Origin of the sequence: Enterococcus sp. S53 (assembly GCF_016516865.1) — a bacterium.
Taxonomy (GTDB): Bacteria; Bacillota; Bacilli; order Lactobacillales; family Enterococcaceae; genus Enterococcus_D; species Enterococcus_D innesii.
In genome coordinates, this window is the sequence record NZ_JACVUH010000001.1 from 91,713 (window position 1) to 117,893 (window position 26,181).

Below are 26,181 nucleotides of genomic sequence, written 5' to 3' on the forward strand. Positions count from 1 at the left end.
TTATACCAAAAAGTCGTTTGGAAAGAAAAGAGATGACCAGAGAAACAATGAAAACCTTATACTTTACTGGCTATCGTAATTATGAATTAGGTGTCTTTCAAGCAAAAGATCCCAAGATTGCAGTTATTAAGAAAGTAATAATGTCGGCCTTGACTAATTATTTGGAAGAAGGCTTGGAGTGGGTCTTGATCAGCGGAAATCTTGGGGCAGAGCTATGGTGCGCAGAAGTCACAGAACAATTGAAACAAACATACCCCGAACTGAAACTAGGAATCATTTTTCCCTTTGAAGGATTTGGTGAAAATTGGAACGAAACAAATCAGCAGGCACTGCAAACAGCGAAGTCATTTGCCGATTATGTCAATGCCACCAGCCATAAGCCTTACCAAGATCCTAGTCAATTAAGAAATCACACCGCGTTTTTGCTTGAACATACCGAAGGTGCGCTCGTGTTATATGATGATGAATTTCCAGGAAAACCTAATTATTTCTTAAGAGATGCCAAAGCCTATAGTGAGCAAAATCCCTACTTTATTCATCAAATAACAATGGATGATTTACAAAACGCAACATTTGATAGTAATTTACTTTGATTTTCGTGTATTTTTTGTTAGAATGGTCTAGAAAGTGAAAACCATTTGGAATAAACAATGAGGTGTAAATAATGGCAAATTTAATTTATAGTCCAAAAGATATTCTGCAACAAGAATTCAAAACAAAAATGCGTGGATACGATCCAGTGGAAGTGGACGAGTTTTTAGATAATATCATTAAAGACTACGAAAGCTACAATAAAGAGATCTTAGCCCTGCAAGAAGAAAATGATCGTCTGACAGCGAAAATCGATCAATTGTCGAAAAACCAAGCAATCGCTTCTCGTGTTCAACAAGAAGCACCGAAAAGCCAAACAGTCACAAACTTTGATATTTTAAAACGTTTGTCGAATCTTGAAAAAGAAGTTTTTGGCAAAAAGCTTGATCGTGAATCAGAACCTGTCACTCGTTCTTCTTCATACAACAGCAATTATACAAATGCTGATTTTGAAGATGATAACGAAAAAACCCGTCAATTCTAATTTAGCAAAGATAGTTGTGGTTTTCGGGTAATTGCGGCATAACTCGATTATGCTGAGGAAAGTCCATGCTCGCACAAGCTGAGACGCTTGTAGTGTTCGTGCCTAGCGAAACCATAAGCTAGGGTACTTGAGAAAGTAACGGCAGGAAAAATGGCTAAGGTGCAAGCTATGCCAAAGTATCCTTGAAAGTGCCACAGTGACGAAGCAAGCCGGGAAACCGTCTTGGTGGAACGCGGTAAACCCCTCGAGCGAGCAACCCAAACAATGGTAGGGGCACTTTTTGCACGGAAATGAACGGAGCAAGAAGGCAAGTAATTGCAGATAGATAATTACCCAGTGTTTTCTTCTCCCTGAGGAAAATACGGACAAAACATGGCTTATAGAAAATCACAACCTATCAGGGAATCCTTCCAGCAACGGAAGGTTTTTTTATATCAAGAAGGAGAGCGTTATGACTGAAAAAACATTTAATTGTATTGCCACCGCTGCGAGCGGTTTAGAAGCACTTGTGGGCAAAGAATTACGGGATTTAGGGATCGAGTGTGAGGTTGAAAACGGCCGAGCGCGCTTTAAAGGGACAATGGAGACCATTGCTACCGCGAATTTGTGGCTCCGTACAGCAGATCGGATCAAAATCGTCGTCGGAGAATTTGACGTATTGACTTTCGATCAGTTGTTTGAAGAAGTTAAAGCGTTACCGTGGGAAGACTTTTTACCTTTAGATGCTGAATTCCCAGTAGCCGGAAAGTCAATCAAATCAAAACTGTTTAGTGTGCCTGATTGTCAAGCGATTACCAAAAAAGCAATCGTCAATCGCTTAAGAGAAGTATACCATCGTCCGGCAAGTGTGCCTCTGACTGAAACGGGCGCTTTTTTCCAATTAGAAGTCGCTTTATTGAAAGACCATGCGATGATCACATTGGATACGACTGGCCCTAGTTTGTTTAAACGCGGCTATCGTTTAGAAAAAGGGGGCGCACCTCTGAAAGAAAACATGGCTGCGGCTTTAGTGATGCTGACAAATTGGTACAAAGACAAGCCTTTTGTCGATCCTGTTTGCGGATCAGGGACCTTATGTATTGAAGCAGCTTTGATCGGCCATAATATCGCCCCTGGATTTAATCGGGAATTCGTATGTGAAACGTGGGATTGGTTCCCAGCAGAAGTCTTTGAAAAAGTAAGAAAAGAAGCAGATGAAGCGGCAGACTATGATGTCGAATTGGATATTACTGGCTCAGATATCAATGGTCGAATGATTGAGAGCGCCCGCCGAAATGCAGAAGAAATCGGTCTAGGAGACTCGATCACCTTCAAACAACAAGCCGTTAAGGACTTTAAAACAGAAAAAGAATATGGTGTCGTTGTGGCTAACCCTCCTTATGGTGAACGCTTAGGGGAAGAAGAATCTGTTCAACGATTGTATCAAGAAATGGGCCAAGTGTTTCGGCCCCTTAAAACCTGGAGCAAGTACTTTTTAACTAGTGATTTGACCTTCGAGACGCATTATGGTGAGAAAGCAACGAAAAAACGCAAATTATACAACGGTGCGATTCGTACCGATCTCTTCCAATACTGGGGACAACGTCCGCCACGCAAAAAGGAGTCTGCTGAATGAAAGAACAAGAATTTCTGAAAGAATTAAAAGAAATCGATCTATTACAACAAGCAATGGGGATCCTAGGCTGGGATAACCAAACGGGGATGCCAGAAAAAGCCAGTGATTACCGGGCGGAAGTTGACAGCTATTTATATGGTCTCTATTTTGACAAAAAAGTTGGGGAACCAATCCAAGAAGCGATCAGCTATTTTGGAAAGCACCCAGAAGAATTATCTGAAGTAGGGAAAGCGGCGTATCAATTAGTCAAAGAAGAGTATGAATTGCAAAAAGATGTGCCCAATGAGTTAGCGATGGCCGCTTCAGCAGCTACGTCAAAAGCACATACTGCTTGGTTGAAAGCCCGCAAAGAAAAAGATTTTTCTTTATTTAAAGACGCACTTTCTGAAAACATTCGCTTGACGAAAGAATTGATTCCTTATTGGAAAAAAAATGAGCGAACGAATTACGATGTGCTGTTAAACCAATACGAGCCGAATATGACGGTTGAGATCTTGGATAATGTTTTCTCGCAAGTGAGAGACGGCATCATGGATATTCGTCGTCAATTGGCTGAAAAAGGAACAGCGCCAGATACTTCGATCCTCTCACGTAAGATGACCGAAGCGCAACAACGCAAATTTATCTCAAAAGTGATTGCCGACTTAGGCTATGACTTTTCTCGTGGTCGTTTGGATAATACGGTCCACCCATTTGCCACTGGGATCAACCACAACGATGTGCGCTTGACCACCCGTTGGAGTGAAAACGACTTTTCAATGGGACTGTTCGGTGTGATTCATGAAGCCGGTCATGGAATGTATGAGCAAAACATTGACGAAAAATACGAAGGAACACCGGTCCATGAAGGGGCGTCAATGGGGATCCACGAATCCCAATCGCTGTTTAATGAGATCATTATCGGCAGCAACCGCAATTTTTGGGCAAAGCAATACCCGTTTTTCCAAGAATGTGCGGAAGGCACGTTTGATGATGTGTCTTTTGACACTTTCTATGACTCTTTAAAACACTCAAAAGCTAGCTTGATCCGTATTGAAGCTGACAGTTTGACCTACGTGATCCATATCATTATTCGTTACGAGATCGAAAAAATGATCTTTAACGAAACCGTATCGATCGATGAACTACCGAAAATCTGGAATGACAAATACGAGGAATATTTAGGGATTCGACCAGAAAATGACCTTGAAGGGATCCTACAAGACGTTCATTGGTCAGGTTCAAGCTTCGGGTATTTCCCATCCTATGCTCTAGGGTATATGTATGCAGCACAATTACTTCATGCGATGGAAAAAGAAATCAATGTCGATGAAGTCTTGGCTTCAGATGATTATTCACCGATTCGTAAATGGTTGACTGAAAATATTCATCAATATGGCGCATCAAAGAAACCAAATGAATTGATTTTAGATGCAACGGATGAATTATTGAATCCTCAATACCTATTAGACTATTTACGTAAGATCTATTTTAGTGTCTATAAAATCAGCGAGACGCAAGATTTCGCTTAAAAGTAACAAGTGGAAAGAAGCTTCGCAAGGCGTTGCCTCCTCAACTGTTTAGTGGGAGCTCGTTTTGTTGAACTTCTTTTCGTTTTCGCGCTATCATCAATTGAAAAAAGGCAGGTTAGCTGCTTTCGTATCGAAAGAAGGAGAAAGATGAACAAGGAAAACAATGCGGCAGATCTTAGCAAAGTAATTGCTTATGCCAAGAGTATACTGGGGAACGATCACACAGGACATGGGTATGATCATGTCAAACGAGTGGCGGGATTAAGTCAAGCCATCATCGATGCCGACAAATTAACGGTTGATACCTTTGTCGTTCAGGCAGCAGCCTACTTACACGATACAGTGGATGATAAAGTTGTAGCGGATGTCACAGCGGCGTATACCGAGGTGCGAGCTTGTTTGACCGCAGCGAGAGCCAGTGAAGCACAAACGAAAGAAATTTTTTCTATTATTGAGAATCTATCTTTTTCAAAAGAACTTTTACAAGGGGCACAGGTAGCTTCAGTAGAAGGACGTGTGGTCCGTGATGCAGATCGTCTCGATGCTTTAGGTGCGATCGGTATTTTACGAACGAGCTATTTTGGTGGCAGTCATCAACACCCGATCCATGACAGTAACTTAGCACCAAAGACGTTTCAAGATCATCAGGATTACCGTAAAGGAACCACGGTGATCAATCATTTTTATGAAAAACTATTTTTGCTTCCCGAAAAGATGACCACGGCGTATGGCAAAAAAGAAGCCCAGCGACGTGTGGCTTTTATGAAAGATTTCTTGCAAGAATTTTATACAGAATGGGATGTATAGCTTTGTTTAGAGTTTTTTAAACGAAAATTCGATTATTTCCTTTTTCTTCCGTTGTTCTTTATAATAGTAAGTACAAAGGAGGGATGGAAATGTACTACCAACAGGCATTACAACCGAATGAACTATTGCCAGCAATTTCCAATTCAGGGGAATGTTTTTTTGTCATTCAGGCTGAGCTACCCATCCGGCAATATCAAATCGCAGTCTATCTTTACGACGATCAATTCTTTTTGTTACAAGATGATCGCTTATTTGATCAAATCGACCAAATCTCTAGTGAGACATTAGGGGACGAGGAAGAGATTTTACCATTTATCGAAGAAGCGTTGGAAGAAAACCATTATTTATTAGTGGAAAAAGCGTTTATTCGTTTAGATTTATCTACTTTGCAAAAGATGACCGATCTTACTAGTTTCGATATCTTGTTTTATGAATTTTTTGATTCATGGGGGGAAGAAGAATGAAACGGACTGAATACGTAACGCTACAAGACCAAACATTGATTGACCTATTCCAGCAGTTAGGAGAGGATGTTTCGAATCTGGAGCTGATCGATGAAGAAAAAAATATCGATGTTGTGGTTGTATCAAATAGTGACTGGCAGTATTTGTTGGAACAAGTCAATGATGATGTAAAAGAATCTTTTGCTGATACGTCAGAGACAGACCCGGATGAAGGACTAGCCGACGAATAAACGCTTTTTGTGGTTGATAAACTGTTTTACTACGGGAGTGGCGGTTGGATCTTTAGAAGGGGTTTAACAATCTAGGCAGCTTACCAAAAAAATACGAAGCAATTTCATTCCTCAAGCAAGGGGAGCAGATTGCTTCGTATCACAAGGTAGGCTGCTTTTATTTTGACTGCAGGCGCACTTTTTTGACTTTTAGATAGCCGCGAACCAAGTTAACTATAAGTAAAAGAATCCCCACAATCAATGGAATCGCTAATAAGTAAGGTGAGTAAAGATGGGTATCTTGTACGTGCTGAAAAGATGTTTTAGCCACTTCATTGATGGCTTGTTGAATGACTTGTAAACTAAATCCAGTCAGAAAACCAGCAATGATGAATAGAACAAATCCTAAGTAGGGTATATCGGAAGACCGGCGAAAAAGAGCAAAAGCTACATATAAAACCAAAAGGAATGCCGGTACGCCAAAGGCAAAATAGGGATTTAACATGGTTTTTTAACCTCCTTTTCTTTTATGATACTCCAAAATTTACGTTTTGGGAAATAGCGTGTAAGATAAAAAGAAAACGTGAAGGAGTTCTTTATGTCCGCTTATATTACCCCAATAAAAGTTGCCCTGCTGGTTTTTCCTTTCCTAGCATTGGCGATATCAATGATTTTTTTTGTTATCCAATACCGAAAATACGGTCGTTTTATCTTGTCACGCGCACTGGTTCTGTATTCGTTTGTCTTCTATTTATTGTGCGCCTATTTCTTAGTTATCCTGCCATTGCCCTCGATCGAAGAGGTAGCGCAGATGACTGGCCCTAAGATGGAATTGCAGTTAGGGGCATCGTGGCAACATTTTGTCCAACAGACCGTCTTAAACATTCACGATCCACAAACCTATCTTCCCGCTATGAAACAAGGGGTCTTTTTAGAACCTCTCTTTAATTTATTGTTGACCTTGCCATTCGGGGTTTACTTACGTTATTACTTCAAGTGTTCTTTTTTTAAAACACTGGCGATGACCTTTTGTCTGACGTTGTTTTTTGAATTAACGCAGTTGACGGGACTGTATTTTATCTATCCTCGTCCGTATCGTTTATTCGATGTCAATGATCTCTTTGTCAATACAGTCGGAGGGCTTGTGGGCTGGACGATCGCCCCACTTTTTACGTTCTTATTGCCATCAAGAGAAGAAATGGACGCCGACTCTTACGCCAAGGGTACTCGGGTAACCGTGACACGAAGGGTGGTTGCTTGGTTGATCGACTGGGGAATACTGAATGTGATCAGTTTCCTTGTGGTGATCGCTGTTCGTTTGCTCACTCAACAGACGGTACGAGACTTTAGTGGGGACTATTGGTACTTTGCTCTTGAAGTGTTGCTGTACTTTGTGTTGTTGGCTTATCTTGCTAAAGGACAAACGATTGGAAAAAAACTCGTACGGATCAAAATCATGCAAGAAGGTCGTGAGCGTGTTAGCTTGGGGGCTTTATTGAAACGCTATGGCTTGTTTTATCTGATTTATGCCAGCATCAGTCGGGTCAATATCTTTTTCGCACCGTTTCTTGAGTCGGATAATATGCTGCTTTTAGTCGTTAGTTTGTTGATGGTAGTTATTTTTGGGTTGATCCAGTTTGGCTTTTACTTGAATCTCTTGTGGGCAGCAATAAAAAAAGAAAGCCGCTTTTTCTATGAACGCCGCAGTGCAACGTATACTATCAGTACGATCGATCCTCAATCGATTACAAAAGAAAGTTAGGAAAACAAGGCAACATATGCTATAATCCAAAGGATGCTAAAAGAAAGAAGGTGTTTGAATGTCTTTTGAGTCATTTAAATTTCAACCATTTATTTATGAAGCACTTGCTGATAAAAAGTTCTCTAAACCAACAGAAGTGCAAGAAAAACTGATACCTGTTATCCAAAAAGGCCGCAGTGTTGTAGGGCAATCACAGACCGGAAGTGGTAAGACCCACACATTTTTACTGCCATTGATGGATAAAATCGATGCCGAAAAAGATGAAGTGCAAGTAGTGATCACTGCACCGAGTCGTGAATTAGCCACGCAAATCTATCACGCCGCAAAACAAATCGGCGGATTTCATGATCCTGAAATTCGAGTGTCAAATTTCGTCGGAGGAACGGATAAGCAACGTCAATTAAGCCGTCTGCAAAACCAACAGCCCCATGTCGTGATTGGGACACCTGGTCGTATCTTGGATATGATCAACGAACAAGCGTTAGGGGTTCACACTGCCAATGTATTTGTCGTGGATGAAGCAGACATGACCTTGGATATGGGCTTTTTAGAAGAAGTCGATCAAATTGCGGGGCGTTTGCCTGAGAAACTACAAATGCTGGTTTTCTCCGCAACGATTCCAGAGAAATTGCGCCCATTCTTGAAAAAATACATGGCCAATCCATTGATCGAAGAAATCAAATCGAAAGCAGTCATCTCTGATACGATCGAGAATTGGTTGATTTCTACCAAAGGGAAAAATACCAATAAATTGATCTACCAATTATTGACTACAGGCCATCCCTATCTTGCCATCGTTTTTGCCAACACGAAGAGCCGTGTGGATGAAATTACGGATTACTTAAAGGAGCAAGGTTTAAAAGTGGCGAAGATCCACGGCGACATCAGCCCTCGTGAAAGAAAACGGATCATGCGCCAAGTGCAAAATTTGGACTACCAATATGTGGTCGCAACAGATTTAGCGGCGCGAGGGATTGATATTGAAGGGGTGTCTCATGTCATCAATGCTGAGATTCCAGCTGATTTGGATTTCTTTATCCATCGTGTTGGTCGGACAGGTCGAAACCAAATGGATGGGACCGCGATTACGTTATATGATCCAAGTGATGAAGGGGCAATCCAAGCCATCGAAGATCTAGGGGTTGTTTTCCAACCGAAGGAAATCAAAAATGGCGAGATCGTTGCGACTTACGATCGGAATCGTCGACAAAAGCGGGAAAAATCTCGTGATGAATTAGACCCAACCTTGATTGGCCTAGTCAAGAAGAAGAAGAAAAAAATCAAGCCTGGCTACAAGAAAAAAATTCAATGGGCTGTTGATAAGAAGAACAAAGAAAAACGGAAGATCGAACGCCGTCAAACGACTCGGACGGCCCGCAAAAACAAGAAAAATTCGAATAGTTAATGGTTACCAAAACAGCAGTCATGTAAGGGGTGTTCTCTTACTTGACTGCTGTTTTTAATTGTTTGGTCATTTCTACACACAATACACCATCTTCAGTATAGGGCTCGGACGTTTTTTGATACCCACAGGATTCATAAAACGCACAAGCGTCGATCTCTGCGGATAACACTGATTGGAGGGCACCCTCTTGGATACCACGCATTTCGAGATAATGCAATAATTTGGTGCCGTATCCTTGGTGCCGATAGGCCTTGGCTACGCAAAAGCGATCAGGTTGCAGAGTGTTCGGTGAAGAGAATTGATAGCGAATGGTCGCGATCGGGATGCGTCCATCTAGCCAAAGAAAGTATGGGCAGGTTTGGTCTTTTTCATCAAATTCCCATTCTATAGGGATGTGCTGTTCTTCCACAAAAACGGCTTGCCGCAGGGCAAAAACCGCTTGTAGCATCCACGGACTGCGTCCAAAATAAAGCATCAGTCGTTTTCCTCCTTTTTCGTGGTATACTCGTTATATAGTAATTGTAGCAGATGAGAGGAGAAATGACGTGGATTTTTTTGAGGCGTTACAATGGTCAAATTGGAAGACACTGTCCTTTGAAATCAAAGAACAGCTGATCCAGCAAATTTTAATGTATTTTGTCAGTCCTTTAAAGGAGATCACCGATGTCCATTTTAGTCAATTGACGTATGCAGGGTTGAAATGTGCTACCTTTGAATTAACGATCGATGGCGAAGACTTTGTCTTTATACCAGGGAACTCTGAGGCGATCTTAGGTTGGGATCTCGGTGTGCAAGGGTTACCGGCTACTTGCTGGAGTAAAAATTGGCAGTCAGCACCCAACGAGATCATTCACCAGCTGGAAACCATCTATGAATTAGAAACCAGCCAAGATTGGGGGATTTTTGTCAATGAGTCTACGAGCCCTTTGCGCAAAGCTGTGATTGATCCCATGCTAGTCCAAAAAAGTGCGCTGCCTGCTGGCGCAAGGTATATCGGGCAGCTGAATACGATCACTGGGGAGTTTCACGGGTTAGTCGATCAATTCAGTGTTTTCGAAAAAGAGCTAAAGGCACAATTCACAGCACCAGCGTCCTTTGAGGAAAGCTTGCGTTGGGAATTACCCGCTTTTTATCACGAAGAGAATCGCTATTTTGCTGCACTCGAGCCGTTAACGGAAACCTATCAGTTATTTACCCACGAATCCGTCAGTCAAACAGAATTGAAACAGCAGTTAGATAAACAAGGCTTTCAGTTGCTATCAGAGGATCAATGGGAATACGTTTGCGGTGCTGCGACTCGGCGACTTTTTCGCTGGGGCAATGAAAAGCCCTGCGATGATGGCGTCTCTTTGTCAACCGCTGAATTGCTTGAACCGAATTTATTTGGCTGCACCTATGGGCTTGCGGATGCGTGGGAGCTGACAGATGGCTTGTCTTTAAAAATGGAGAATTGGCAAATTTGTGGTCATCCCTTATTCGATGCATTGCCGTATGCCAGTTATTACCGTTCACGGAAAATGTTGCAGCCCGATCAAAAGCTTTCTCCCCAGAACTATCGTTACCGCAAAGGGATCCTAATCAATAAAGACCGGATTTGAGGATTGACTTTTTCAAAACATTTCCTTATACTTTGAATGACGAAGGATATGGTCGGTTTGATGATTCATTACAGAAAGTTTTTCATTGCTGAGAGAAAAACATGAATTCGGACGGATTGCTCCCTTTGGTGCTCAACTGTAGCAGAAATGTTGCCGTCCACTCCGCGTTAACGAGTCTAAGAGGTAATGAGTCACATCATTGCAAGCAAGGTGGTACCGCGTATCGACGTCCTTGCTCTGCAATGGTGTTTTTTTATCGTCAAAATGTCTCGACAGGCATAAGAGCGCCTTACCAGCAATTTTGTCAGCCCCTGTATCTTAAGCGAACACAGAAGAAAGTAGGAGAATAACGTGAAACAATTATCCAGTGCAGAAGTACGCCAAATGTTTTTGGACTTCTTTCAATCAAAAAGTCATTCAATTGAACCAAGTGCGTCCCTTGTCCCAGTCAACGATCCAACCCTATTATGGATCAATTCAGGGGTGGCAACGCTAAAAAAATATTTTGATGGCAGTGTTGTTCCTGAAAACCCAAGAATTACCAATGCGCAAAAATCGATTCGGACCAACGACATCGAAAACGTTGGGAAAACAGCAAGACATCATACGATGTTTGAAATGTTAGGCAACTTTTCGATCGGCGATTACTTTAAGAATGAAGCGATTCATTGGGCCTGGGAGTTTTTGACCTCCCCAGAATGGATGGCTTTTGATCCAGAGAAATTATATGTCACGGTTTATCCAAAAGACACGGAAGCAAAACGGATCTGGGCAGAAGAAGTCGGCTTAACACCAGAGCATATCGTTGAGATTGAAGACAACTTTTGGGACATCGGTGCAGGCCCCTGTGGACCGGATTCAGAGATTTTCTATGACCGTGGTCCTGAGTTTAATGACGTAGCGGAAGATGATCCCGAAAACTATCCTGGTGGCGAAAATGAACGCTATTTGGAAATCTGGAATCTGGTCTTTTCAGAATTCAATCATCAACCAGATGGCTCCTATGAACCACTACCACATAAAAACATTGATACAGGGATGGGGCTGGAACGAATGGTTTCCATCGTTCAAAATGCACCAACCAATTTTGAAACAGACTTGTTTCTGCCGATCATCAATGCAGTGGCAGATTTAAGCGGTCGTGTGAACTACGGCGACAGCAAAACGACAGATATCTCCTTTAAAGTGATTGCAGACCATATCCGCGCGCTTTCTTTTGCGATCGGTGATGGGGCACTGCCTTCAAATGAAGGCCGTGGCTATGTTTTACGTCGTTTATTACGTCGTGCAGTCATGCATGGGAAAAAATTAGGGATCGATGCTGCCTTCTTATACAAATTAGTACCGATCGTTGGCGAGATCATGGAAAGCTACTATCCTGAAGTATTAGAGCAGCAAGAATTTATTGAAAAAGTGATCCGCAACGAGGAAGAACGTTTCCATGAAACCATCAATGAAGGGTTAGATATTTTAAATCAAGTGATCACCCAAGTAAAAGCAGACGGTCAAGATACGTTAGCTGGTCAAGATATTTTCAAATTGTATGATACTTACGGCTTCCCAGTTGAATTGACAGAAGAAGTGGCGGAAGACGAAGGGTTGAAAGTGGACCACCAAGGGTTTGAACAAGAAATGGATGCACAACGTGCCCGTGCTCGTGCGGCTCGACAAACGGAGCTTTCAATGGGCGTACAATCCGCTTTATTGACAGATATCAAAGTAGACAGCCGTTTCGTTGGCTATGATTCACTTGAAGCAAACAGCGAATTATTAGTGATCATCCAAGACGAAGCGTTACATGATTCTGTTTCGACAGGTGAAGCAAAACTGATTTTTGCCGAAACACCATTTTACGCAGAAATGGGTGGACAAGTTGCGGATACAGGCACGATCGTAGCAGAAGATGGTACGATTGTAGCGGAAGTGACGGATGTCAAAAAAGCACCGAACGGTCAGTTCTTGCATACTGCTACAATCAAAGCGCCACTAAAAGAAGGCGTGAACTATTTCTTACAAGTGGATCAGCATCGTCGCAATAAGATCATCAAAAATCATACGGCGACTCACTTATTGCATAAAGCGTTAAAAGAAGTATTAGGTAGCCATGCGAACCAAGCAGGTTCATTAGTTGCTCCAGGACATTTGCGCTTTGACTTTAGTCATTTCGGGCAAGTGACCAGCGAAGAGCTGAGCCAAATGGAACAAATCGTTAACCAAAAAATTTGGGAAGCCCTCCCTGTTGTGACGATCGAAACGGATATCGATACCGCAAAAGGCATGGGAGCGATGGCACTCTTTGGTGAAAAATATGGGCATGACGTTCGCGTCGTCAATGTTGCCGATTGGTCGATCGAATTATGTGGGGGAACCCATGTAGCAAATACGGAGGATATCGGTATTTTCAAAATCGTTTCTGAATCAGGGATCGGTGCTGGTGTTCGTCGGATCGAAGCAGTGACTAGTCAAGAGGCCTATACGCTATTGCATGAAGAAGAGACGCAATTGAAAGCAATCGCAGGGATCGTTAAATCCGCTCAATTAAAAGAAGTCGTTGCCAAAACAGAACAACTGCAAGCGCAGCTGCGTGAACTGCAAAAAGAAAACGAAGCTCTTGCCAGCAAGTTAGCAAACCAGCAAGCAGGGGATGTTTTCAAAGATGTCAAAGAAGTAAATGGTCTGCGTCTGATCACAGCAAAAGTGACTGTAAAGGACATGAACCAATTACGTCAACTAGCTGACCAATGGAAACAAAAAGACCATTCTGATATTTTAGTGTTAGCTACCGCGAATGATGGCAAAGTGAATCTTTTAGCTGCCATGAACAAAGCAGCCAATGAAAAAGGATTGAAAGCGGGCGATTTGATCAAAGAGATTGCACCTAAAGTTGGTGGCGGCGGTGGCGGTCGTCCTGATATGGCGCAAGCCGGCGGGAAGAATCCTGAAGGAATCGCAGCAGCACTTGAGTCAGCAGCAACGTGGTTAGCTGCCAAGTAATCACACTCACTGGTTGAATCTGTGCAGCAAGTTTCTTTCGTTTGAGAAGATAGATGAAAGAGGAGCGCAGGTCTTTAACACATTCCTTTTTTGAACGAAGATGACGGAGGGGGAGACCCTTCCGTTATCTTTTTCCTTTTTTCCTACGTGTTATCTGAAAATGCGTTTGATAATTGAAGGGAATTCGCTTTTTTTTCGAAAAAACGATACGAATAGTTGTTTAATTGAATTCCTTCGGGGTAAAATAAGAAAGATGGTTTTTTGAGAGGGTGATGATTTGCTAAACTTTTTTTTAGATCGTAGCAAAAAAAATGGTGTCTACGAACGTACAGCCATCGGGAAGTTAGCGGGTAGCCTCGGGTTGCTTTCCAACCTCCTATTATTCGCAGGGAAATTTATCATTGGCTTATCTGCACAATCTGTTTCGATTATGGCCGATGCCATCAACAGTCTTTCAGATACCGCCTCGTCTATTTTAACATTGATCGGTTTTCGGATCTCGGCGAAACCAGCCGACAGTGAACATCCATATGGTCATGAGCGTTTTGAAGCCATCAGTGGGTTTGTGGTATCTTTGATCATCACATTTGTTGGTGGCCAATTTCTCATCAGTTCTGTGCAACGCGTCATGGAACCGACGAGTATCCGTCTTTCCCCACTATTGTTTATCGTTTTGGTTTTATCGATTTTGATCAAAGTCTGGCAGGGAGCAATGTACCGCAGATTGGCTAAGTTGATCGGCTCTCAAACACTAAGTGCCAGTGGTCAAGACAGTCTCAACGATGTGTATACAACAGGGGCGGTTTTGTTTTCAGCGACGATCGAGTGGCTGACTGGCCTACGTATCGATGGCTTTGTCGGCTGTCTGATTGCCTTGTATATTTTGATTAGCGGAATCAAAATGATTCGTTCCTTTATCAACGAATTATTAGGGGCACGCCCAACCCAAGAAGAAGTAGCAGCCATGGAGCAACGCTTGGATCACTATCCGACGATTCTCGGTTACCATGATTTACTGGTTCATAATTATGGACCGAAAAATCGCTTTGCCAGTGTGCATATCGAAGTGGATGAAACGTGGTCTTTACGAGAAGCGCATGAGGTGATTGATGCGATTGAACAAGATTTTCGCCAATCTTTAAAGGTCGACCTGGTCTGTCATCTTGATCCAGTACCAATTCAAGATCAGCAGTATCGGCATTTAAAAAAAGAAGTGTCAAAGATCATTCGCTTCGTTGACCCACAGTTACGGATGCATGATTTTCAGGTCAAAGGAGATCTGTTGGCTTTTGATTTAGTGATTCCCGCAAAATCGGCGTATAATGATCAAGAAATCGAAGAAATGCTGAAACAAAAAATCAAAGAAACACTAGGGGACTATGAATTGAAGCTTGCTTTCGATCACAGTTACCTATTATAGGGTTACAGGATATAGGAGGAAACTATGATAAAAATGGATATGAGCATGATTTCCACGGTCTTATTGGCACTTTTGTTTATTAATACGATTGCTGCTTTTATTACTGTTTTTCGGAAACCACGCTCGATTGCAAGTGTCTTTGCTTGGATGATGACGTTGGTATTCATCCCCGGCATTGGGTTCTTGTTGTACTTGTTTTGCGGACGGGGAATCGATGGAGAAATTATTTATAAATTCAGTGAGCATCATCAGAGTAGGATCAATGAGTTGAATCGAATCATCAAAGTGCACAATTATTCTTTTCCAGAACATCCTTACTCAGATGATAATCATTTATTGGAGCGCTATTTTAAGAACCTAGATGAATCGCCCTTGACTAAAGGAAACAAGGTGAAATTTTACACAGATGGCAAAGAAAAGTTTGCAGCATTATTCGAAGATATGAAGCAAGCTGAAGACAACCTGCATGTGGAGTATTATTCATTTTTTAATGATGAGATCGGTGGCCAATTCTTGTCTATCTTGATCGATAAAGCCCGTGAAGGCGTGGAAGTCCGTTTGGTCTATGATCCATGGGGTTCACCGAAAGCCAATCGCAAGTTCTTCCAACCGCTGATCGATGCTGGAGGAAAAGTCGTGCCATTTATCACCTCGAAAAATCTGATTCGTAACACACGGCTAAATTACCACCTTCATCGGAAAATCGTTGTGATCGATGGACAAATTGGCTGGACTGGCGGGTTTAATGTTGGTGATCAATATCTTGGCAAAAAGGCCAAGTTCGGCTATTGGCGAGATACCCACGCAAGAATCGTCGGAACCGCTAGCTTTACGCTACAAGAGATTTTTATTCGTGATTGGAATGCATCGGTGCAAAAGGAAGAGGATCAGCTAGAATACGAAGATCGTTATTTTATTTTGCCACCGAAAGAGCTTGCTGGAAATGTTGATCTGCAAATTGTCGCCGACGGTCCAGAAACAGAGACCCAAATCCTTAAAGGCGGTTTTGTGAAAATGATTTTGGCTGCGAAAGAATCGATTTGGATCCAAACGCCTTATTTGATTCCTGATGACAGTATGATGAATGCATTGGAAATTGCCATCCACTCAGGTGTAGACGTCCGAATCATGATTCCATGTATGCCGGATCATCCATTCATTTATCGGGCAACACAGCATTATGCCAATTACTTGCATCGCCGTGGTGCAAAAATCTACATCTATAACAACGGTTTCCTCCATGCGAAGACGGTCATGATGGATGATACCATTAGTTCCTTTGGGACGACGAATCAAGACATTCGGAGTTATGCCTTGAATTTTGAAGTCAATGCCTTCGCCTACGATCACGATGTCACGCAAACGTTGAAAGGCTTCTTTGAAGAGGATATGGCACAATCAACATTACTGACGGATGAAATTTTGGCTAAGCAATCTTACTGGTTGCGCTTCAAACAAAACTTCTCTCGGTTATTGTCTCCGATCCTTTAATTTCATCGCTTTTGCTAATCCTTGGCGGGCCAAATGGTCGGCACCTTTGTTTTGACTCTCAGGGACCCATTGGATGATCGCTAAAGAGAACTGTTTCAACAAGTATTGAATTTCTGTTAAATAATCAGAAAAAGCAGGGTTTTTGGTATAATTCTTGTCGATGGTCTGCGCAACGACTTTGCTGTCGGTATAAAGCATAATTGTCTGTTCCTGTAACCCTTTGTTAATCAACAGCTGCAGCGCGTTGACCATCACAGCGAACTCTGCTTGGTGGTTGGTGGAATCAGGTAGCGGAAACGCAATTTGTTCATGCAGATCAGTACCGACAATGACGATTCCACCGCCACTAGGGCCGGGGTTGCCTTTCGTGGAAGCATCAAGATAAACTTTTAACATTGTCTCACCCTTTTTTGATATGATAAAGATAGTATACTAGAAATTTTATGTTGTGAGGAACTTTTATGAAGCGTAAATTGTATTGGCAACCGGAAGCTGCTACAGCGATCATTTATTGGTCGTTCACTATGATGATATTATTTATCAGTTTGATTCTTTCGTTAGAAAATACCAGACCTTATTGGAAAAGCAACCTCGTTTTAGCCGTCTTCTTCTTTTTTGTATGGCTGGGGCTCCACCGGAGTCTGCTCATTAGAAATGATGTGTTACTGATTCGCTACGCACGTATATGGAAGAAAAGGATCGTCTCTCTGTCTGAGATAGAAAAATGGCAAATTGAAAACCGTTTAATAAGCATTACCGATCATCAAAGAACGTATACCTTCACGTTACGTAAAAAAGATGTGGTATGGTTAGAAACTTTTTTTCAAGAAAAAATCCCTGAAAAAAGGGTGCAGGTCGAAACCCACGACTAATTCATAGGAATCTAGAAAACAGCGATCACTCCTTTTGGCGGTACAGCCTTAGGAGAGACGCTGTTTTTGTTTACATAAAGGATCCGTGAAACTTCTTGTAAAAGTGTGAAAAATCTCTCTTTCTTTCTGAATAAAATCAAGTATAATAAGACCATAGCAAACAAAACCTTTTTTAAAGTGCTAAATAGTTCGTGAATTGAGGGTAAAAATGAAATCAGATATCGAAATTGCACAAGAATCAAAGCCTAAACCGATTATTGAAATTGCTGAACCACTTGGTTTAACAGGGGATGACCTGGAACTTTATGGCAAATATAAAGCAAAAATCGAATGGTCGGCAATCAACGAAAAAGCAAACAATCCACTGGGTAAGCTGATTTTAGTCACAGCGATCAGTCCGACACCAGCAGGAGAAGGCAAGTCAACCGTGACCATTGGACTTGCAGATGCGTTAAATCAAATCGGCAAGCAAACCGTCATCGCCTTACGTGAGCCATCTTTAGGACCAGTAATGGGCATCAAAGGCGGCGCCACTGGCGGTGGCAAAGCACAAGTACTACCGATGGAAGACATCAACTTACATTTCACAGGTGATATGCATGCGATCACGGCTGCTAATAACGCCTTGTCTGCGTTGATCGACAATCATATCCAACAAGGCAACGAATTAGGGATCGACGGACGTCGGGTTACATGGAAACGCGTTGTCGATTTGAATGATCGTGCGTTACGCCAAGTGATCGTTGGCTTAGGCGGTCCATTACAAGGTGTTCCTCGTGAAGATGGTTTTGATATTACTGTCGCAAGTGAAATCATGGCGATTTTGTGTTTGGCAACGAGCATTGATAACTTAAAAGAACGATTAGGAAAGATCTTAATTGGCTATTCTTATGAAAAACAACCGATTTACGCAAAAGATTTGGCGGTTCAAGGAGCCTTAGCTTTACTACTGAAGGACGCTCTGAAACCGAATCTGGTCCAAACAATCGAAGGAACTCCTGCGCTGATCCATGGCGGGCCTTTTGCGAATATCGCCCATGGGTGTAATAGTGTGATCGCAACCGAGACAGCTTTGCACTTAGGCGAATACACGGTGACCGAAGCTGGTTTTGGTGCCGATTTAGGTGCAGAGAAATTTTTAGATATCAAAACACCAAATCTATCAAAAGCACCGGATGCGATCGTGGTTGTGGCAACGATCAGAGCATTGAAGATGCATGGCGGTGTCGCTGTCGCTGATCTAGGGACTGAGAATACAGAAGCATTAGAGCGGGGCTTCAGTAATTTGAAACGGCATGTTGAAAATATGCGCAAATATCAGATTCCAGTGGTAGTCGCCCTCAATGAATTTTCACAAGACACCGAAGCGGAGCGTGAATTAGTTGAAGCCTTGTGCCAGCGAATCGATGTCACCGTCGCTCGGACAGCTGTTTGGTCAGATGGTGGAGCGGGTGGAACGGATCTCGCAAAAGCGGTAGTCCAAGTGATCGAGGAAAAACCGGCTAACTACCAACGCTTGTATACGAACGATTTGCCTTTAGCGGATAAAGCTTCTTTGATCGTGCGGGAAATCTATGGCGGGGCTGAGGTTGAGTTTGCACCAAAAGCCAAGGCGCAGTTGCAAAACTTTAAAGAGCAAGGCTGGGATCATTTGCCGATCTGTATGGCAAAAACCCAGTATTCCTTTAGTGATGATCCAAAGCAACTGGGTGCACCAGAAGGCTTTTCTGTGACCATTCGTGAGTTCGTACCAAAGCTAGGTGCTGGCTTCATTGTAGCCTTGACTGGTGCCGTGATGACGATGCCGGGATTACCGAAGAAACCTGCCGCCATCAATATGGACGTGACTTCTGATGGCCAAGCGATCGGTCTTTTCTAAAAGAGCGGTCACAAACAAAGAAGGCATTCGCGGCATTTGAAACGAAAGAACGTAAAGAGATGATTTGATAGGACGGATGCACGCTGCATTCGTCTTTTTCTTGTTCATTTGACGTGATGGAAGATAAAAGTAGGGATTCTTGTTATAATAATCAAGGAAGCAAGCAAAAGTCTATTTTCTTTCTTTTGATAATCAAGTATACTTAACCAATTGAGGTGATCTTTGTCAATGGAGCTACAACTAACTAGGAGGACTGGTTTTTATGGAATGGGCAGTCCCTTAGAGATCATGCAAGGGAAAAAAAGAATCGCTGCCATCAATCATCAGCAAACGATTTTTTTGGCGCTGGCTGAGCAGACGCCGATTCGTGTGCGCATGTTTTTTTTAGAAAGTCAGCCCTTTCAGCTACCACAAGGCCAATCAGCGCTCAAGCTGGAGGTCGTGATGAATCCTGCGCTTAAAAGAATATATATCGGCTTTTATATAAGCCTTTTTCTCATGATAGGGGGTTTGGGCTTATTATCCATCTCCCTCTACTCGTTGCTTTTTGTTGGTGTGTATTTGGTGGCTTATTTTGTCTTTGTTTTGATTTATTTAAAAAAAGCATATCTTATCAAGGAGGTTCCTCATGGCTAGTGGTGCAGATCAATTTTTGAGCAGTTTTAATCGAATCGAAAAGCGTCTTCGTGACGAATTGGATAATCCGCGGAATATGGGGTTTTCTGAAATGGTTCGTCGCTTATCAAAAAGTAAAAATATCAATGTTAGAAGAGCAGAAGATGATCTATTACAGATGGCTCAGCTGCGCAATGCCATCGTTCATGAAAAAATTGGTGAGAACTTTGTCATTGCAGAGCCAAATGAATGGGTCGTCAATCGCATTCAAGAAATTGAACGATCTCTACTGGCGCCTGAAAAAGTCATGCCGCGTTTTGCGAAACGAGTGACTGGTTTTGAAAAGCACCTGCCATTACCAGAGTTATTGAAAATCGTTGCCCAAAAGCGCTACTCACAATTTCCAATCTATGATAATGGTCGATTTTTGGGCTTGATCACTTTGCGAATGCTGGGGTACTGGTTAGCGAAAGAAAGCCTCCATGGTGAAATCAAGTTAGCAGGCAGAACGGCCGATGAATTATTAGCAGGAGATGGGAAACGGTCGAATTTTTGTTTCGTGTCGGCTGAAACGACCATCGTAGAAGTGGAAGAATTGTTTCAAAAAAATGCCCTGCTTGAGGCGGTATTGATCACCAAAGATAAAAATCCGAATGGAAATCTCTTGGGCATCATCCGTCCACGAGATATTTTTAAAGAAGAAAGAGTGGAAAATTTATGATCGCGTTGTTTTTTTTGTTAAGTGCTGTTGTCATTGGCTTGGATCAATGGCTAAAAATTTGGATCGTTGCCAATTATCAACTAGGTGAAACACATTCTCTGATCGACAATGTGTTGTCACTGACCTATCTTCAGAATACGGGTGCAGCTTGGAGTATTCTAGAAGGAAAAATCACCTTTTTTGCGATCATCACCGTTATCGCGGTTGCCGTCGTTGTTTATCTATTGTTTCGCTACCAAAACAGCAGCCTATGGTTTCGTTTCGGACTGGCGTTTGTTCTAGGTGGCGCTATCGGGAACTTCATCGATCGCTTGCAGCATGGCTTTGTAGTGGACATGTTCCAGCTTGATTTTATCAATTTCCCAATTTTCAATATCGCTGATATGTCATTAGTGTTTGGGGTAATCTTGATTTTTATTTATGCACTAGTAGATGATGTAGCAAAAGGGAAACAAGGAGAATCAAATGGAAAAGCAAATTGAAGTAATCATTAAAGAAGAAAAAGGGCGGGTCGACAAAGTGTTGGCCGAACGCTTGCCTGACCATAGCCGTTCACAAGTCCAACAATGGCTGAAAGAAGATGCCGTTACTTTGGCAGGTGAGACGGTCCGGGCTAATTATAAAGTAAAAGCAGGCGATCACTTGGTCATCCAAGTGCCAGAGCCGGAAGTAGTAGATTTAGAGCCAGAAAATATTCCTTTAACGATCGTCTATCAAGATGCTGATGTGGCAGTCATCAACAAGCCGCAAGGGATGGTGGTTCATCCATCCGCTGGTCATCCGAGTGGCACCTTAGTCAACGCATTGTTGTACCATATGGAGGATCTATCGACGATCAACGATGTTGTTCGGCCGGGTATCGTTCATCGAATCGACAAAGATACGTCGGGTCTGTTAATGATTGCCAAAAATGATCAGGCGCATGAGTCGTTAGCGAAACAATTGAAAGACAAAACCTCGTTACGCAAGTATGTGGCTTTGGTCCATGGCAATATCAGCCACGAAAAAGGCACCATCAATGCACCGATCGGCCGCTCGAAAGTCAATCGTAAAATGCAGGCGGTGATTGAGAACGGCAAACCCGCAGTGACTCATTTCACCGTGTTGGAACGCTTTGATCAATTTACCTTGGTGGAATTGCAATTGGAAACTGGAAGAACCCACCAAATTAGAGTGCATATGCAATATATCGGGTTTCCGTTAGCTGGTGACCCAATCTACGGGCCAAAGCGTACCTTAAAAGGCAACGGCCAGTTTTTACATGCCAAGCTTTTAGGCTTCACACATCCCACAACGGGTGAGTCAATGGTCTTTGAAGCCCCATTACCAGAACTATTTGAGGACACCCTAAAAAAATTACGAAAAAATGATTGATTTTTTTGTGGTGGAACTGTATATTAATTGTAACAACTAAATAGCTCCTTTAAATGTAGTCCCGTGAGGCTAAGAAGGAATGAGTAAGTAGACGACTCCCGCGTTGGAGATTCGAACCCTTACTGGATGATAACGTGTACCCAAAATCCACAGATTGGGATTTTAGGCAACGATCGGAAAACATGACTCCTACCTCAAGCAGGTAGGAGTTTTTTTATGTTCAAAATTAGGAGGGAACAACATATGGCAGCGAAAGAAGTAGTAGATGCAGTAACAATGAAACGAGCGTTAACACGGATCACCTACGAAATTATTGAAAGAAATCGCGGCATTGATAATTTGGTGCTAGTAGGAATCAAGACCAGAGGCATCTATATCGCCCAACGGATTGCGGAACGTTTAAAACAATTGGAAGGCGTAGAAGTACCTGTCGGTGAATTGGACATCACCTTGTACCGAGATGATAAAAAGAGCGAAGATGATCCAGAGATCCATTCATCAGACATTCCGACGGCCATTGACGGCAAAGAAGTGATCTTGATCGATGATGTCTTGTTTACCGGACGGACGATTCGGGCAGCTTTGGATGCCATCATGGATATTGGTCGACCAAAACGAATCTCACTAGCCGTTCTAGTTGATCGCGGCCATCGGGAACTGCCGATTCGGGCAGATTTTGTCGGGAAGAATATTCCAACTGCTTTAAGTGAAGAAATTATCGTTGAGATGGAAGAATCAGACGGTTCTGACCGGATCATGATCAATAAAGAAAACGACTAGGAAGAAGAGTGACAGCAACATGCAGAAGCAAGAATTTCGTAATCCAGACGCAGTTTTAGACATCAAAGATCGGCCCAAAGCATTGCCTTGGTTAGGTCTTAGTTTACAACATCTTTTCACGATGTTCGGTGCGACAGTTTTAGTACCGATCTTGGTAGGGATCAACCCCAGTATCGCTTTGGTAAGTTCCGGTATTGGGACATTGGTTTACTTGGTCACAACGAAAGGGAAAATCCCAGCGTATCTAGGCAGCAGCTTTGCGTTTATCGCGGCGATGCAAATGCTGATGGAATCAGACGGCTACCCAGCCATCGCCCAAGGCGCCATCACGACTGGGTTGGTCTACGTGATCGTTTCGCTGATCATCAAACGTGCTGGCGCTGCTTGGTTGGATAAGATCTTACCACCGATCATTGTCGGTCCTGTGATTATGGTGATTGGTCTAGGATTAGCCGCCAACGCCGCCCAAAATGCGATGTACAATGACTCAGTTTACGATTTCAAGTACATTCTAGTAGCTTTGGCTACCTTGGGATTAACGATTTTCTTCAACATGTTTTTGCGAGGGTTCTTAGGGCTGATCCCGATCCTGCTAGGGATCGTTGGCGGATACTTGATCGCCTTAGCGGCAGGGATCGTCGACGTACAACCAATCATTGACGCCAACTGGTTTGGGCTGCCAAGTTTCGAAATTCCTTTCATTAATTATGAACCCAAACTGTATCTAAATGCGATCACTACGATGGCACCGATCGCTTTCGTCACCATGACAGAACATATCGGACATCTGATGGTCTTAAACAAATTAACGAAGCGGAACTTCTTTGAAGAGCCGGGCTTGAACCGAACACTCTTAGGCGATGGTTTTGCTCAAATCGCAGCCGGTCTCGTTGGGGGACCGCCAGTGACAAGTTACGGAGAAAACATCGGGGTTTTAGCAATTACACGGGTCCATAGCGTGTTCGTCATCGGTGGTGCAGCAGTTCTAGCCATCGTACTAGGCTTCGTTGGAAAACTAAGCGCATTGATTTTAAGTATTCCTGGTCCAGTCATCTCAGGGATCAGCTTCCTGCTCTTTGGCGTCATCGCTGCCAGCGGGTTGAAAATTTTGATCGACAACAAAATCGATTTTGATCGTAAGAAGAATTTGATCATTGCGTCAGTGATCCTTGTGGTAGGAATCGGCGGTCTTGTATTCACGGTCGGTACCTTCACCTTATCTGCAATGGCGTTAGCAACTGTCCTAGGAATCTTCTTGAATCTTATTTTACCTGACAGCTCTCGCAGCGAAGAAAAATAACTTGTGCCAACTCATCGTTTAAACAGAAACAAAGGAGGAATTCATTCATGATTATTCAATCCGAAAGAATCAGCTTAAAGCATCTTTTGACGGTCGAAGCATTGACGGACCGTGAAGTGATGGGACTCATCCGCAGAGGACAAGAATTCAAAAGAGGGGCGAAATGGATGCCCCAAAAGGAACAGTATTTCGCAACAAATCTCTTTTTTGAAAACAGTACTAGAACCCACAAAAGCTTTGATGTTGCTGAGAAAAAACTAGGGATCGAAGTCATTGAATTTGAAGCCTCCACCAGTTCTGTTCAAAAAGGCGAGACCTTGTATGACACGGTCTTGACGATGTCAGCTCTGGGCGTAGACGTGGCAGTCATTCGCCACGGCGATGAAAACTACTACGACGCTTTGATCCAAAGCAAAACGATCCAGTGCAGTATCATCAATGGCGGGGACGGCAGCGGCCAACACCCAACACAATGTTTGTTGGATCTAATGACGATCTATGAAGAGTTTGGGCACTTTGACGACTTGAAAGTCGCCATCGTAGGTGACATCACCCACTCACGGGTCGCAAAATCAAACATGCAAATGCTCAAGCGACTTGGCGCAAAAGTTTTCTTTTCAGGACCGAAAGAATGGTACGACGAAGAGTTTGAAGTGTACGGTCATTGGCTGCCATTAGATGAATTAGTGGAAGAAGTTGATGTCATGATGATGCTTCGTGTCCAGCACGAGCGCCATGATGGAACGGAAAGCTTTTCCAAAGAAGAATACTTAAAAAATCACGGGTTGACCGTCGAACGGGCAGCCAGAATGAAGGAACATGCGATCATAATGCACCCAGCGCCGGTCAATCGCGATGTGGAATTGGCTGATGCGCTAGTTGAAAGCTTACGCTCACGAATCATTACACAGATGTCGAATGGCGTCTTCGTTCGAATGGCGATTCTTGAAGCAGTATTAAATGGTAAAGCCTAACAGTCAAAAGGAATAAGAGGAGGAAGTTTACATGAAAACACTCATTAAAAACGGTAAAATCATCAAAAAAGACAATCACTGTGTTCCTGCAGCAATTTGGATCGAAGAAGGAATCATTCGCGGGATCGGTACAGCATTTCCCGAAACAGATTTTGACGAAGTCATCGATGCCAAAGAGCAATTGATCACACCAGGGTTAGTGGATGTTCATGTACACTTCAGAGAACCAGGCTTTGAATACAAAGAAACAATTGAAACGGGTAGTAGGGCAGCAGCTCGTGGTGGGTTCACAACAGTTTGCGCAATGCCTAACCTTGACCCAGTTCCTGATACACCAGAAAAATTAACAGCTGTATACGAAAAAATCAACGCAGATGCGTCAATCAATGTCTTACAATACGCGCCGATTACAGAAAACTTGCGCAGTGAAACATTGACGGATGCAGCTGGAATGAAAGCTGCTGGCGCTTTCGCCTTGACGAACGATGGCGTGGGTGTTCAGACTGCAGGCACAATGTATCTGGCAATGAAGCAAGCAGCCGAAAATGACTTGGCTTTGGTTGCCCATACAGAAGATGATTCCTTACTCTTTGGCGGCGTGATGCATGCTGGTAAAAAAGCGGAAGAACTTGGATTGCCAGGGATCTTGAGTGTAACGGAAGCATCTCAAATCGCTCGGGATGTGCTTTTGGCGGAAGCAACAGGAGCCCATTACCATGTCTGCCATGTCTCTACGAAAGAAAGTGTTCGAGTGATCCGAGATGCCAAAAAAGCTGGCATTCATGTGACAGCCGAAGTTTCTCCCCACCATTTACTTCTGATCGATGAAGATATTCCTGCCGATGAAGGCTTTTGGAAAATGAACCCACCATTACGTGGGCAAGAAGACCGTGAAGCGTTGATCGAAGGTCTACTGGATGGCACGATCGACTGTATCGCGACGGATCATGCACCGCATGGTTATGAAGAAAAAATGCAAAGCTTTTTAAAAGCTCCCTTTGGCATCGTCGGATCAGAATATGCCTTCCAATTGTTGTACACTCATTTTGTAAAAACAGGACGCTTTACCTTACAGCAATTAGTGGATTGGATGACCGTGAAACCAGCATCAATTTTTGGTCTAAGCGCCGGAACGATGATGGTCGGAGACAAAGCCGATCTCGCAATTTTTGACTTAGAATCAGCTTATAACGTGGATCCTAAGCAATTCCTATCAAAAGGAGTCAATACGCCTTTCGGTGGATGGACGTTATATGGGGATACAAGTTATACATTTGTAAATGGAAAATTAGTATGGCAAAAAGGTGGGCAATAA

Annotated in this window: 26 protein-coding genes and 1 other RNA gene; 24 read left to right on the forward strand and 3 right to left on the reverse strand. The window is 42.9% G+C overall.

The window, feature by feature from the left end; translation table 11 throughout:
• Positions 1–47 precede the first annotated feature (47 nt).
• From IAE45_RS00445 to IAE45_RS00480, 8 genes are all read left to right on the forward strand, one after another.
• Positions 48–593, forward strand: coding sequence for a DUF1273 domain-containing protein (locus IAE45_RS00445; protein WP_077453483.1), 546 nt, complete (start codon positions 48–50; stop codon positions 591–593).
• 71 nt (positions 594–664) lie between these two features.
• Positions 665–1,075 (forward strand): cell division regulator GpsB, encoded by a 411-nt coding sequence (gpsB, locus tag IAE45_RS00450; RefSeq protein WP_005226142.1) that lies wholly within the window; start codon positions 665–667, stop codon positions 1,073–1,075.
• Between the two features lie 19 nt (positions 1,076–1,094).
• An RNA gene (gene rnpB, locus IAE45_RS00455) (RNase P RNA component class B) lies at positions 1,095–1,460 on the forward strand.
• A 66-nt stretch (positions 1,461–1,526) separates the two neighbouring features.
• A complete protein-coding gene (locus IAE45_RS00460) occupies positions 1,527–2,690 on the forward strand; it encodes a THUMP domain-containing class I SAM-dependent RNA methyltransferase (protein ID WP_081118687.1) in 1,164 nt (387 codons plus the stop codon).
• Entirely contained in the window at positions 2,687–4,201 is a 1,515-nt protein-coding gene (locus IAE45_RS00465; protein ID WP_081118686.1) for a carboxypeptidase M32, read from the forward strand. The genes IAE45_RS00460 and IAE45_RS00465 overlap by 4 nt, the downstream gene beginning before the upstream one ends.
• Positions 4,202–4,348: 147 nt before the next feature.
• Positions 4,349–5,008 (forward strand): HD domain-containing protein, encoded by a 660-nt coding sequence (locus IAE45_RS00470; RefSeq protein WP_081118685.1) that lies wholly within the window; start codon positions 4,349–4,351, stop codon positions 5,006–5,008.
• 83 nt (positions 5,009–5,091) lie between these two features.
• On the forward strand, positions 5,092–5,472 hold the full coding sequence (locus tag IAE45_RS00475) for a hypothetical protein (RefSeq protein ID WP_081118684.1): 381 nt from the start codon (positions 5,092–5,094) through the stop codon (positions 5,470–5,472).
• Complete coding sequence (locus IAE45_RS00480; protein WP_081118683.1) at positions 5,469–5,702, forward strand: hypothetical protein; 234 nt, start codon at positions 5,469–5,471, stop codon at positions 5,700–5,702. Before IAE45_RS00475 ends, IAE45_RS00480 begins: the two co-directional genes overlap by 4 nt.
• Before the next feature lie 157 nt (positions 5,703–5,859).
• On the opposite strand, the gene IAE45_RS00485 is transcribed toward IAE45_RS00480, so the two are convergent.
• On the reverse strand, positions 5,860–6,186 hold the full coding sequence (locus IAE45_RS00485) for a hypothetical protein (protein WP_081118682.1): 327 nt from the start codon (positions 6,184–6,186) through the stop codon (positions 5,860–5,862).
• A 93-nt stretch (positions 6,187–6,279) separates the two neighbouring features.
• Between IAE45_RS00485 and IAE45_RS00490 the strand changes: the two genes are divergently transcribed.
• Both IAE45_RS00490 and IAE45_RS00495 read left to right on the forward strand, forming a co-directional pair.
• Entirely contained in the window at positions 6,280–7,443 is a 1,164-nt protein-coding gene (locus tag IAE45_RS00490; protein WP_081118681.1) for a VanZ family protein, read from the forward strand.
• 58 nt (positions 7,444–7,501) lie between these two features.
• Positions 7,502–8,848 carry a DEAD/DEAH box helicase gene (locus tag IAE45_RS00495; protein WP_005226134.1) on the forward strand — a complete coding sequence of 449 codons (1,347 nt, stop codon included), beginning with the start codon at positions 7,502–7,504 and terminating at the stop codon, positions 8,846–8,848.
• 37 nt (positions 8,849–8,885) lie between these two features.
• On the opposite strand, the gene IAE45_RS00500 is transcribed toward IAE45_RS00495, so the two are convergent.
• Positions 8,886–9,323 (reverse strand): GNAT family N-acetyltransferase, encoded by a 438-nt coding sequence (locus tag IAE45_RS00500; protein WP_200124414.1) that lies wholly within the window; start codon positions 9,321–9,323, stop codon positions 8,886–8,888.
• A gap of 70 nt (positions 9,324–9,393) precedes the next feature.
• Here IAE45_RS00500 and IAE45_RS00505 point away from each other — a divergent pair, with 70 nt between their 5' ends.
• The 4 genes from IAE45_RS00505 to cls all read left to right on the forward strand — a co-directional run bounded on the left by IAE45_RS00505 (position 9,394) and on the right by cls (position 16,351).
• Positions 9,394–10,446, forward strand: coding sequence for a DUF7278 family profilin-like fold-containing protein (locus tag IAE45_RS00505; RefSeq protein WP_200124416.1), 1,053 nt, complete (start codon positions 9,394–9,396; stop codon positions 10,444–10,446).
• Positions 10,447–10,797: 351 nt separating this feature from the next.
• Positions 10,798–13,440 carry an alanine--tRNA ligase gene (gene alaS / locus IAE45_RS00510; RefSeq protein ID WP_200124418.1) on the forward strand — a complete coding sequence of 881 codons (2,643 nt, stop codon included), beginning with the start codon at positions 10,798–10,800 and terminating at the stop codon, positions 13,438–13,440.
• A gap of 277 nt (positions 13,441–13,717) precedes the next feature.
• Entirely contained in the window at positions 13,718–14,860 is a 1,143-nt protein-coding gene (locus IAE45_RS00515; protein WP_200124420.1) for a cation diffusion facilitator family transporter, read from the forward strand.
• A 24-nt stretch (positions 14,861–14,884) separates the two neighbouring features.
• Positions 14,885–16,351, forward strand: coding sequence for a cardiolipin synthase (gene cls / locus IAE45_RS00520; protein ID WP_081118676.1), 1,467 nt, complete (start codon positions 14,885–14,887; stop codon positions 16,349–16,351).
• Here cls and IAE45_RS00525 read toward each other — a convergent pair.
• Positions 16,331–16,747, reverse strand: a complete 417-nt coding sequence (locus IAE45_RS00525; RefSeq protein ID WP_086292405.1) for a ribonuclease HI family protein — start codon at positions 16,745–16,747, stop codon at positions 16,331–16,333. The genes cls and IAE45_RS00525 overlap by 21 nt on opposite strands.
• A gap of 65 nt (positions 16,748–16,812) precedes the next feature.
• Here IAE45_RS00525 and IAE45_RS00530 point away from each other — a divergent pair, with 65 nt between their 5' ends.
• The 10 genes from IAE45_RS00530 (at position 16,813) to IAE45_RS00575 (ending at position 26,181) form a co-directional block, all read left to right on the forward strand.
• Complete coding sequence (locus tag IAE45_RS00530) at positions 16,813–17,223, forward strand: EbsA family protein (protein WP_077453400.1); 411 nt, start codon at positions 16,813–16,815, stop codon at positions 17,221–17,223.
• Between the two features lie 208 nt (positions 17,224–17,431).
• Positions 17,432–19,102 (forward strand): formate--tetrahydrofolate ligase, encoded by a 1,671-nt coding sequence (locus IAE45_RS00535; protein WP_200124422.1) that lies wholly within the window; start codon positions 17,432–17,434, stop codon positions 19,100–19,102.
• Positions 19,103–19,330: 228 nt separating this feature from the next.
• A complete protein-coding gene (locus tag IAE45_RS00540) occupies positions 19,331–19,738 on the forward strand; it encodes a hypothetical protein (protein ID WP_142424861.1) in 408 nt (135 codons plus the stop codon).
• Entirely contained in the window at positions 19,731–20,438 is a 708-nt protein-coding gene (locus tag IAE45_RS00545; RefSeq protein WP_077453397.1) for a CBS domain-containing protein, read from the forward strand. Before IAE45_RS00540 ends, IAE45_RS00545 begins: the two co-directional genes overlap by 8 nt.
• A complete protein-coding gene (gene lspA, locus IAE45_RS00550; protein WP_200124424.1) occupies positions 20,435–20,920 on the forward strand; it encodes a signal peptidase II in 486 nt (161 codons plus the stop codon). Before IAE45_RS00545 ends, lspA begins: the two co-directional genes overlap by 4 nt.
• Positions 20,904–21,812, forward strand: coding sequence for an RluA family pseudouridine synthase (locus tag IAE45_RS00555; protein ID WP_077453395.1), 909 nt, complete (start codon positions 20,904–20,906; stop codon positions 21,810–21,812). Before lspA ends, IAE45_RS00555 begins: the two co-directional genes overlap by 17 nt.
• 243 nt (positions 21,813–22,055) lie before the next feature.
• The gene (gene pyrR, locus IAE45_RS00560; RefSeq protein ID WP_077453394.1) at positions 22,056–22,592 is read left to right on the forward strand and encodes a bifunctional pyr operon transcriptional regulator/uracil phosphoribosyltransferase PyrR; all 537 of its coding nucleotides are present in this window, start codon (positions 22,056–22,058) and stop codon (positions 22,590–22,592) included.
• Positions 22,593–22,611: 19 nt separating this feature from the next.
• Positions 22,612–23,892, forward strand: a complete 1,281-nt coding sequence (locus IAE45_RS00565; protein ID WP_081118672.1) for a solute carrier family 23 protein — start codon at positions 22,612–22,614, stop codon at positions 23,890–23,892.
• Between the two features lie 47 nt (positions 23,893–23,939).
• Positions 23,940–24,866, forward strand: a complete 927-nt coding sequence (locus IAE45_RS00570; RefSeq protein WP_096742686.1) for an aspartate carbamoyltransferase catalytic subunit — start codon at positions 23,940–23,942, stop codon at positions 24,864–24,866.
• Between the two features lie 31 nt (positions 24,867–24,897).
• Positions 24,898–26,181 carry a dihydroorotase gene (locus IAE45_RS00575; RefSeq protein ID WP_200124426.1) on the forward strand — a complete coding sequence of 428 codons (1,284 nt, stop codon included), beginning with the start codon at positions 24,898–24,900 and terminating at the stop codon, positions 26,179–26,181.

Excerpts from the sequence above, each read along its gene's own strand:
- IAE45_RS00535 (WP_200124422.1), top strand. The coding sequence starts at position 17,432 with ATGAAATCAGATATCGAAATTGCACAAGAATCAAAGCCTAAACCGATT.
- IAE45_RS00545 (WP_077453397.1), top strand. The coding sequence starts at position 19,731 with ATGGCTAGTGGTGCAGATCAATTTTTGAGCAGTTTTAATCGAATCGAA.
- IAE45_RS00490 (WP_081118681.1), top strand. The coding sequence starts at position 6,280 with ATGTCCGCTTATATTACCCCAATAAAAGTTGCCCTGCTGGTTTTTCCT.
- IAE45_RS00470 (WP_081118685.1), top strand. The coding sequence starts at position 4,349 with ATGAACAAGGAAAACAATGCGGCAGATCTTAGCAAAGTAATTGCTTAT.
- gpsB (WP_005226142.1), top strand. The coding sequence starts at position 665 with ATGGCAAATTTAATTTATAGTCCAAAAGATATTCTGCAACAAGAATTC.
- IAE45_RS00460 (WP_081118687.1), top strand. The coding sequence starts at position 1,527 with ATGACTGAAAAAACATTTAATTGTATTGCCACCGCTGCGAGCGGTTTA.
- IAE45_RS00480 (WP_081118683.1), top strand. The coding sequence starts at position 5,469 with ATGAAACGGACTGAATACGTAACGCTACAAGACCAAACATTGATTGAC.
- IAE45_RS00495 (WP_005226134.1), top strand. The coding sequence starts at position 7,502 with ATGTCTTTTGAGTCATTTAAATTTCAACCATTTATTTATGAAGCACTT.
- IAE45_RS00570 (WP_096742686.1), top strand. The coding sequence starts at position 23,940 with ATGATTATTCAATCCGAAAGAATCAGCTTAAAGCATCTTTTGACGGTC.
- IAE45_RS00540 (WP_142424861.1), top strand. The coding sequence starts at position 19,331 with ATGGAGCTACAACTAACTAGGAGGACTGGTTTTTATGGAATGGGCAGT.
- IAE45_RS00445 (WP_077453483.1), top strand. The coding sequence starts at position 48 with ATGAAAACCTTATACTTTACTGGCTATCGTAATTATGAATTAGGTGTC.
- IAE45_RS00525 (WP_086292405.1), bottom strand. The coding sequence starts at position 16,747 with ATGTTAAAAGTTTATCTTGATGCTTCCACGAAAGGCAACCCCGGCCCT.
- IAE45_RS00565 (WP_081118672.1), top strand. The coding sequence starts at position 22,612 with ATGCAGAAGCAAGAATTTCGTAATCCAGACGCAGTTTTAGACATCAAA.
- lspA (WP_200124424.1), top strand. The coding sequence starts at position 20,435 with ATGATCGCGTTGTTTTTTTTGTTAAGTGCTGTTGTCATTGGCTTGGAT.
- IAE45_RS00465 (WP_081118686.1), top strand. The coding sequence starts at position 2,687 with ATGAAAGAACAAGAATTTCTGAAAGAATTAAAAGAAATCGATCTATTA.
- pyrR (WP_077453394.1), top strand. The coding sequence starts at position 22,056 with ATGGCAGCGAAAGAAGTAGTAGATGCAGTAACAATGAAACGAGCGTTA.
- IAE45_RS00530 (WP_077453400.1), top strand. The coding sequence starts at position 16,813 with ATGAAGCGTAAATTGTATTGGCAACCGGAAGCTGCTACAGCGATCATT.
- IAE45_RS00575 (WP_200124426.1), top strand. The coding sequence starts at position 24,898 with ATGAAAACACTCATTAAAAACGGTAAAATCATCAAAAAAGACAATCAC.
- cls (WP_081118676.1), top strand. The coding sequence starts at position 14,885 with ATGATAAAAATGGATATGAGCATGATTTCCACGGTCTTATTGGCACTT.
- IAE45_RS00500 (WP_200124414.1), bottom strand. The coding sequence starts at position 9,323 with ATGCTTTATTTTGGACGCAGTCCGTGGATGCTACAAGCGGTTTTTGCC.
- IAE45_RS00475 (WP_081118684.1), top strand. The coding sequence starts at position 5,092 with ATGGAAATGTACTACCAACAGGCATTACAACCGAATGAACTATTGCCA.
- IAE45_RS00485 (WP_081118682.1), bottom strand. The coding sequence starts at position 6,186 with ATGTTAAATCCCTATTTTGCCTTTGGCGTACCGGCATTCCTTTTGGTT.
- IAE45_RS00555 (WP_077453395.1), top strand. The coding sequence starts at position 20,904 with ATGGAAAAGCAAATTGAAGTAATCATTAAAGAAGAAAAAGGGCGGGTC.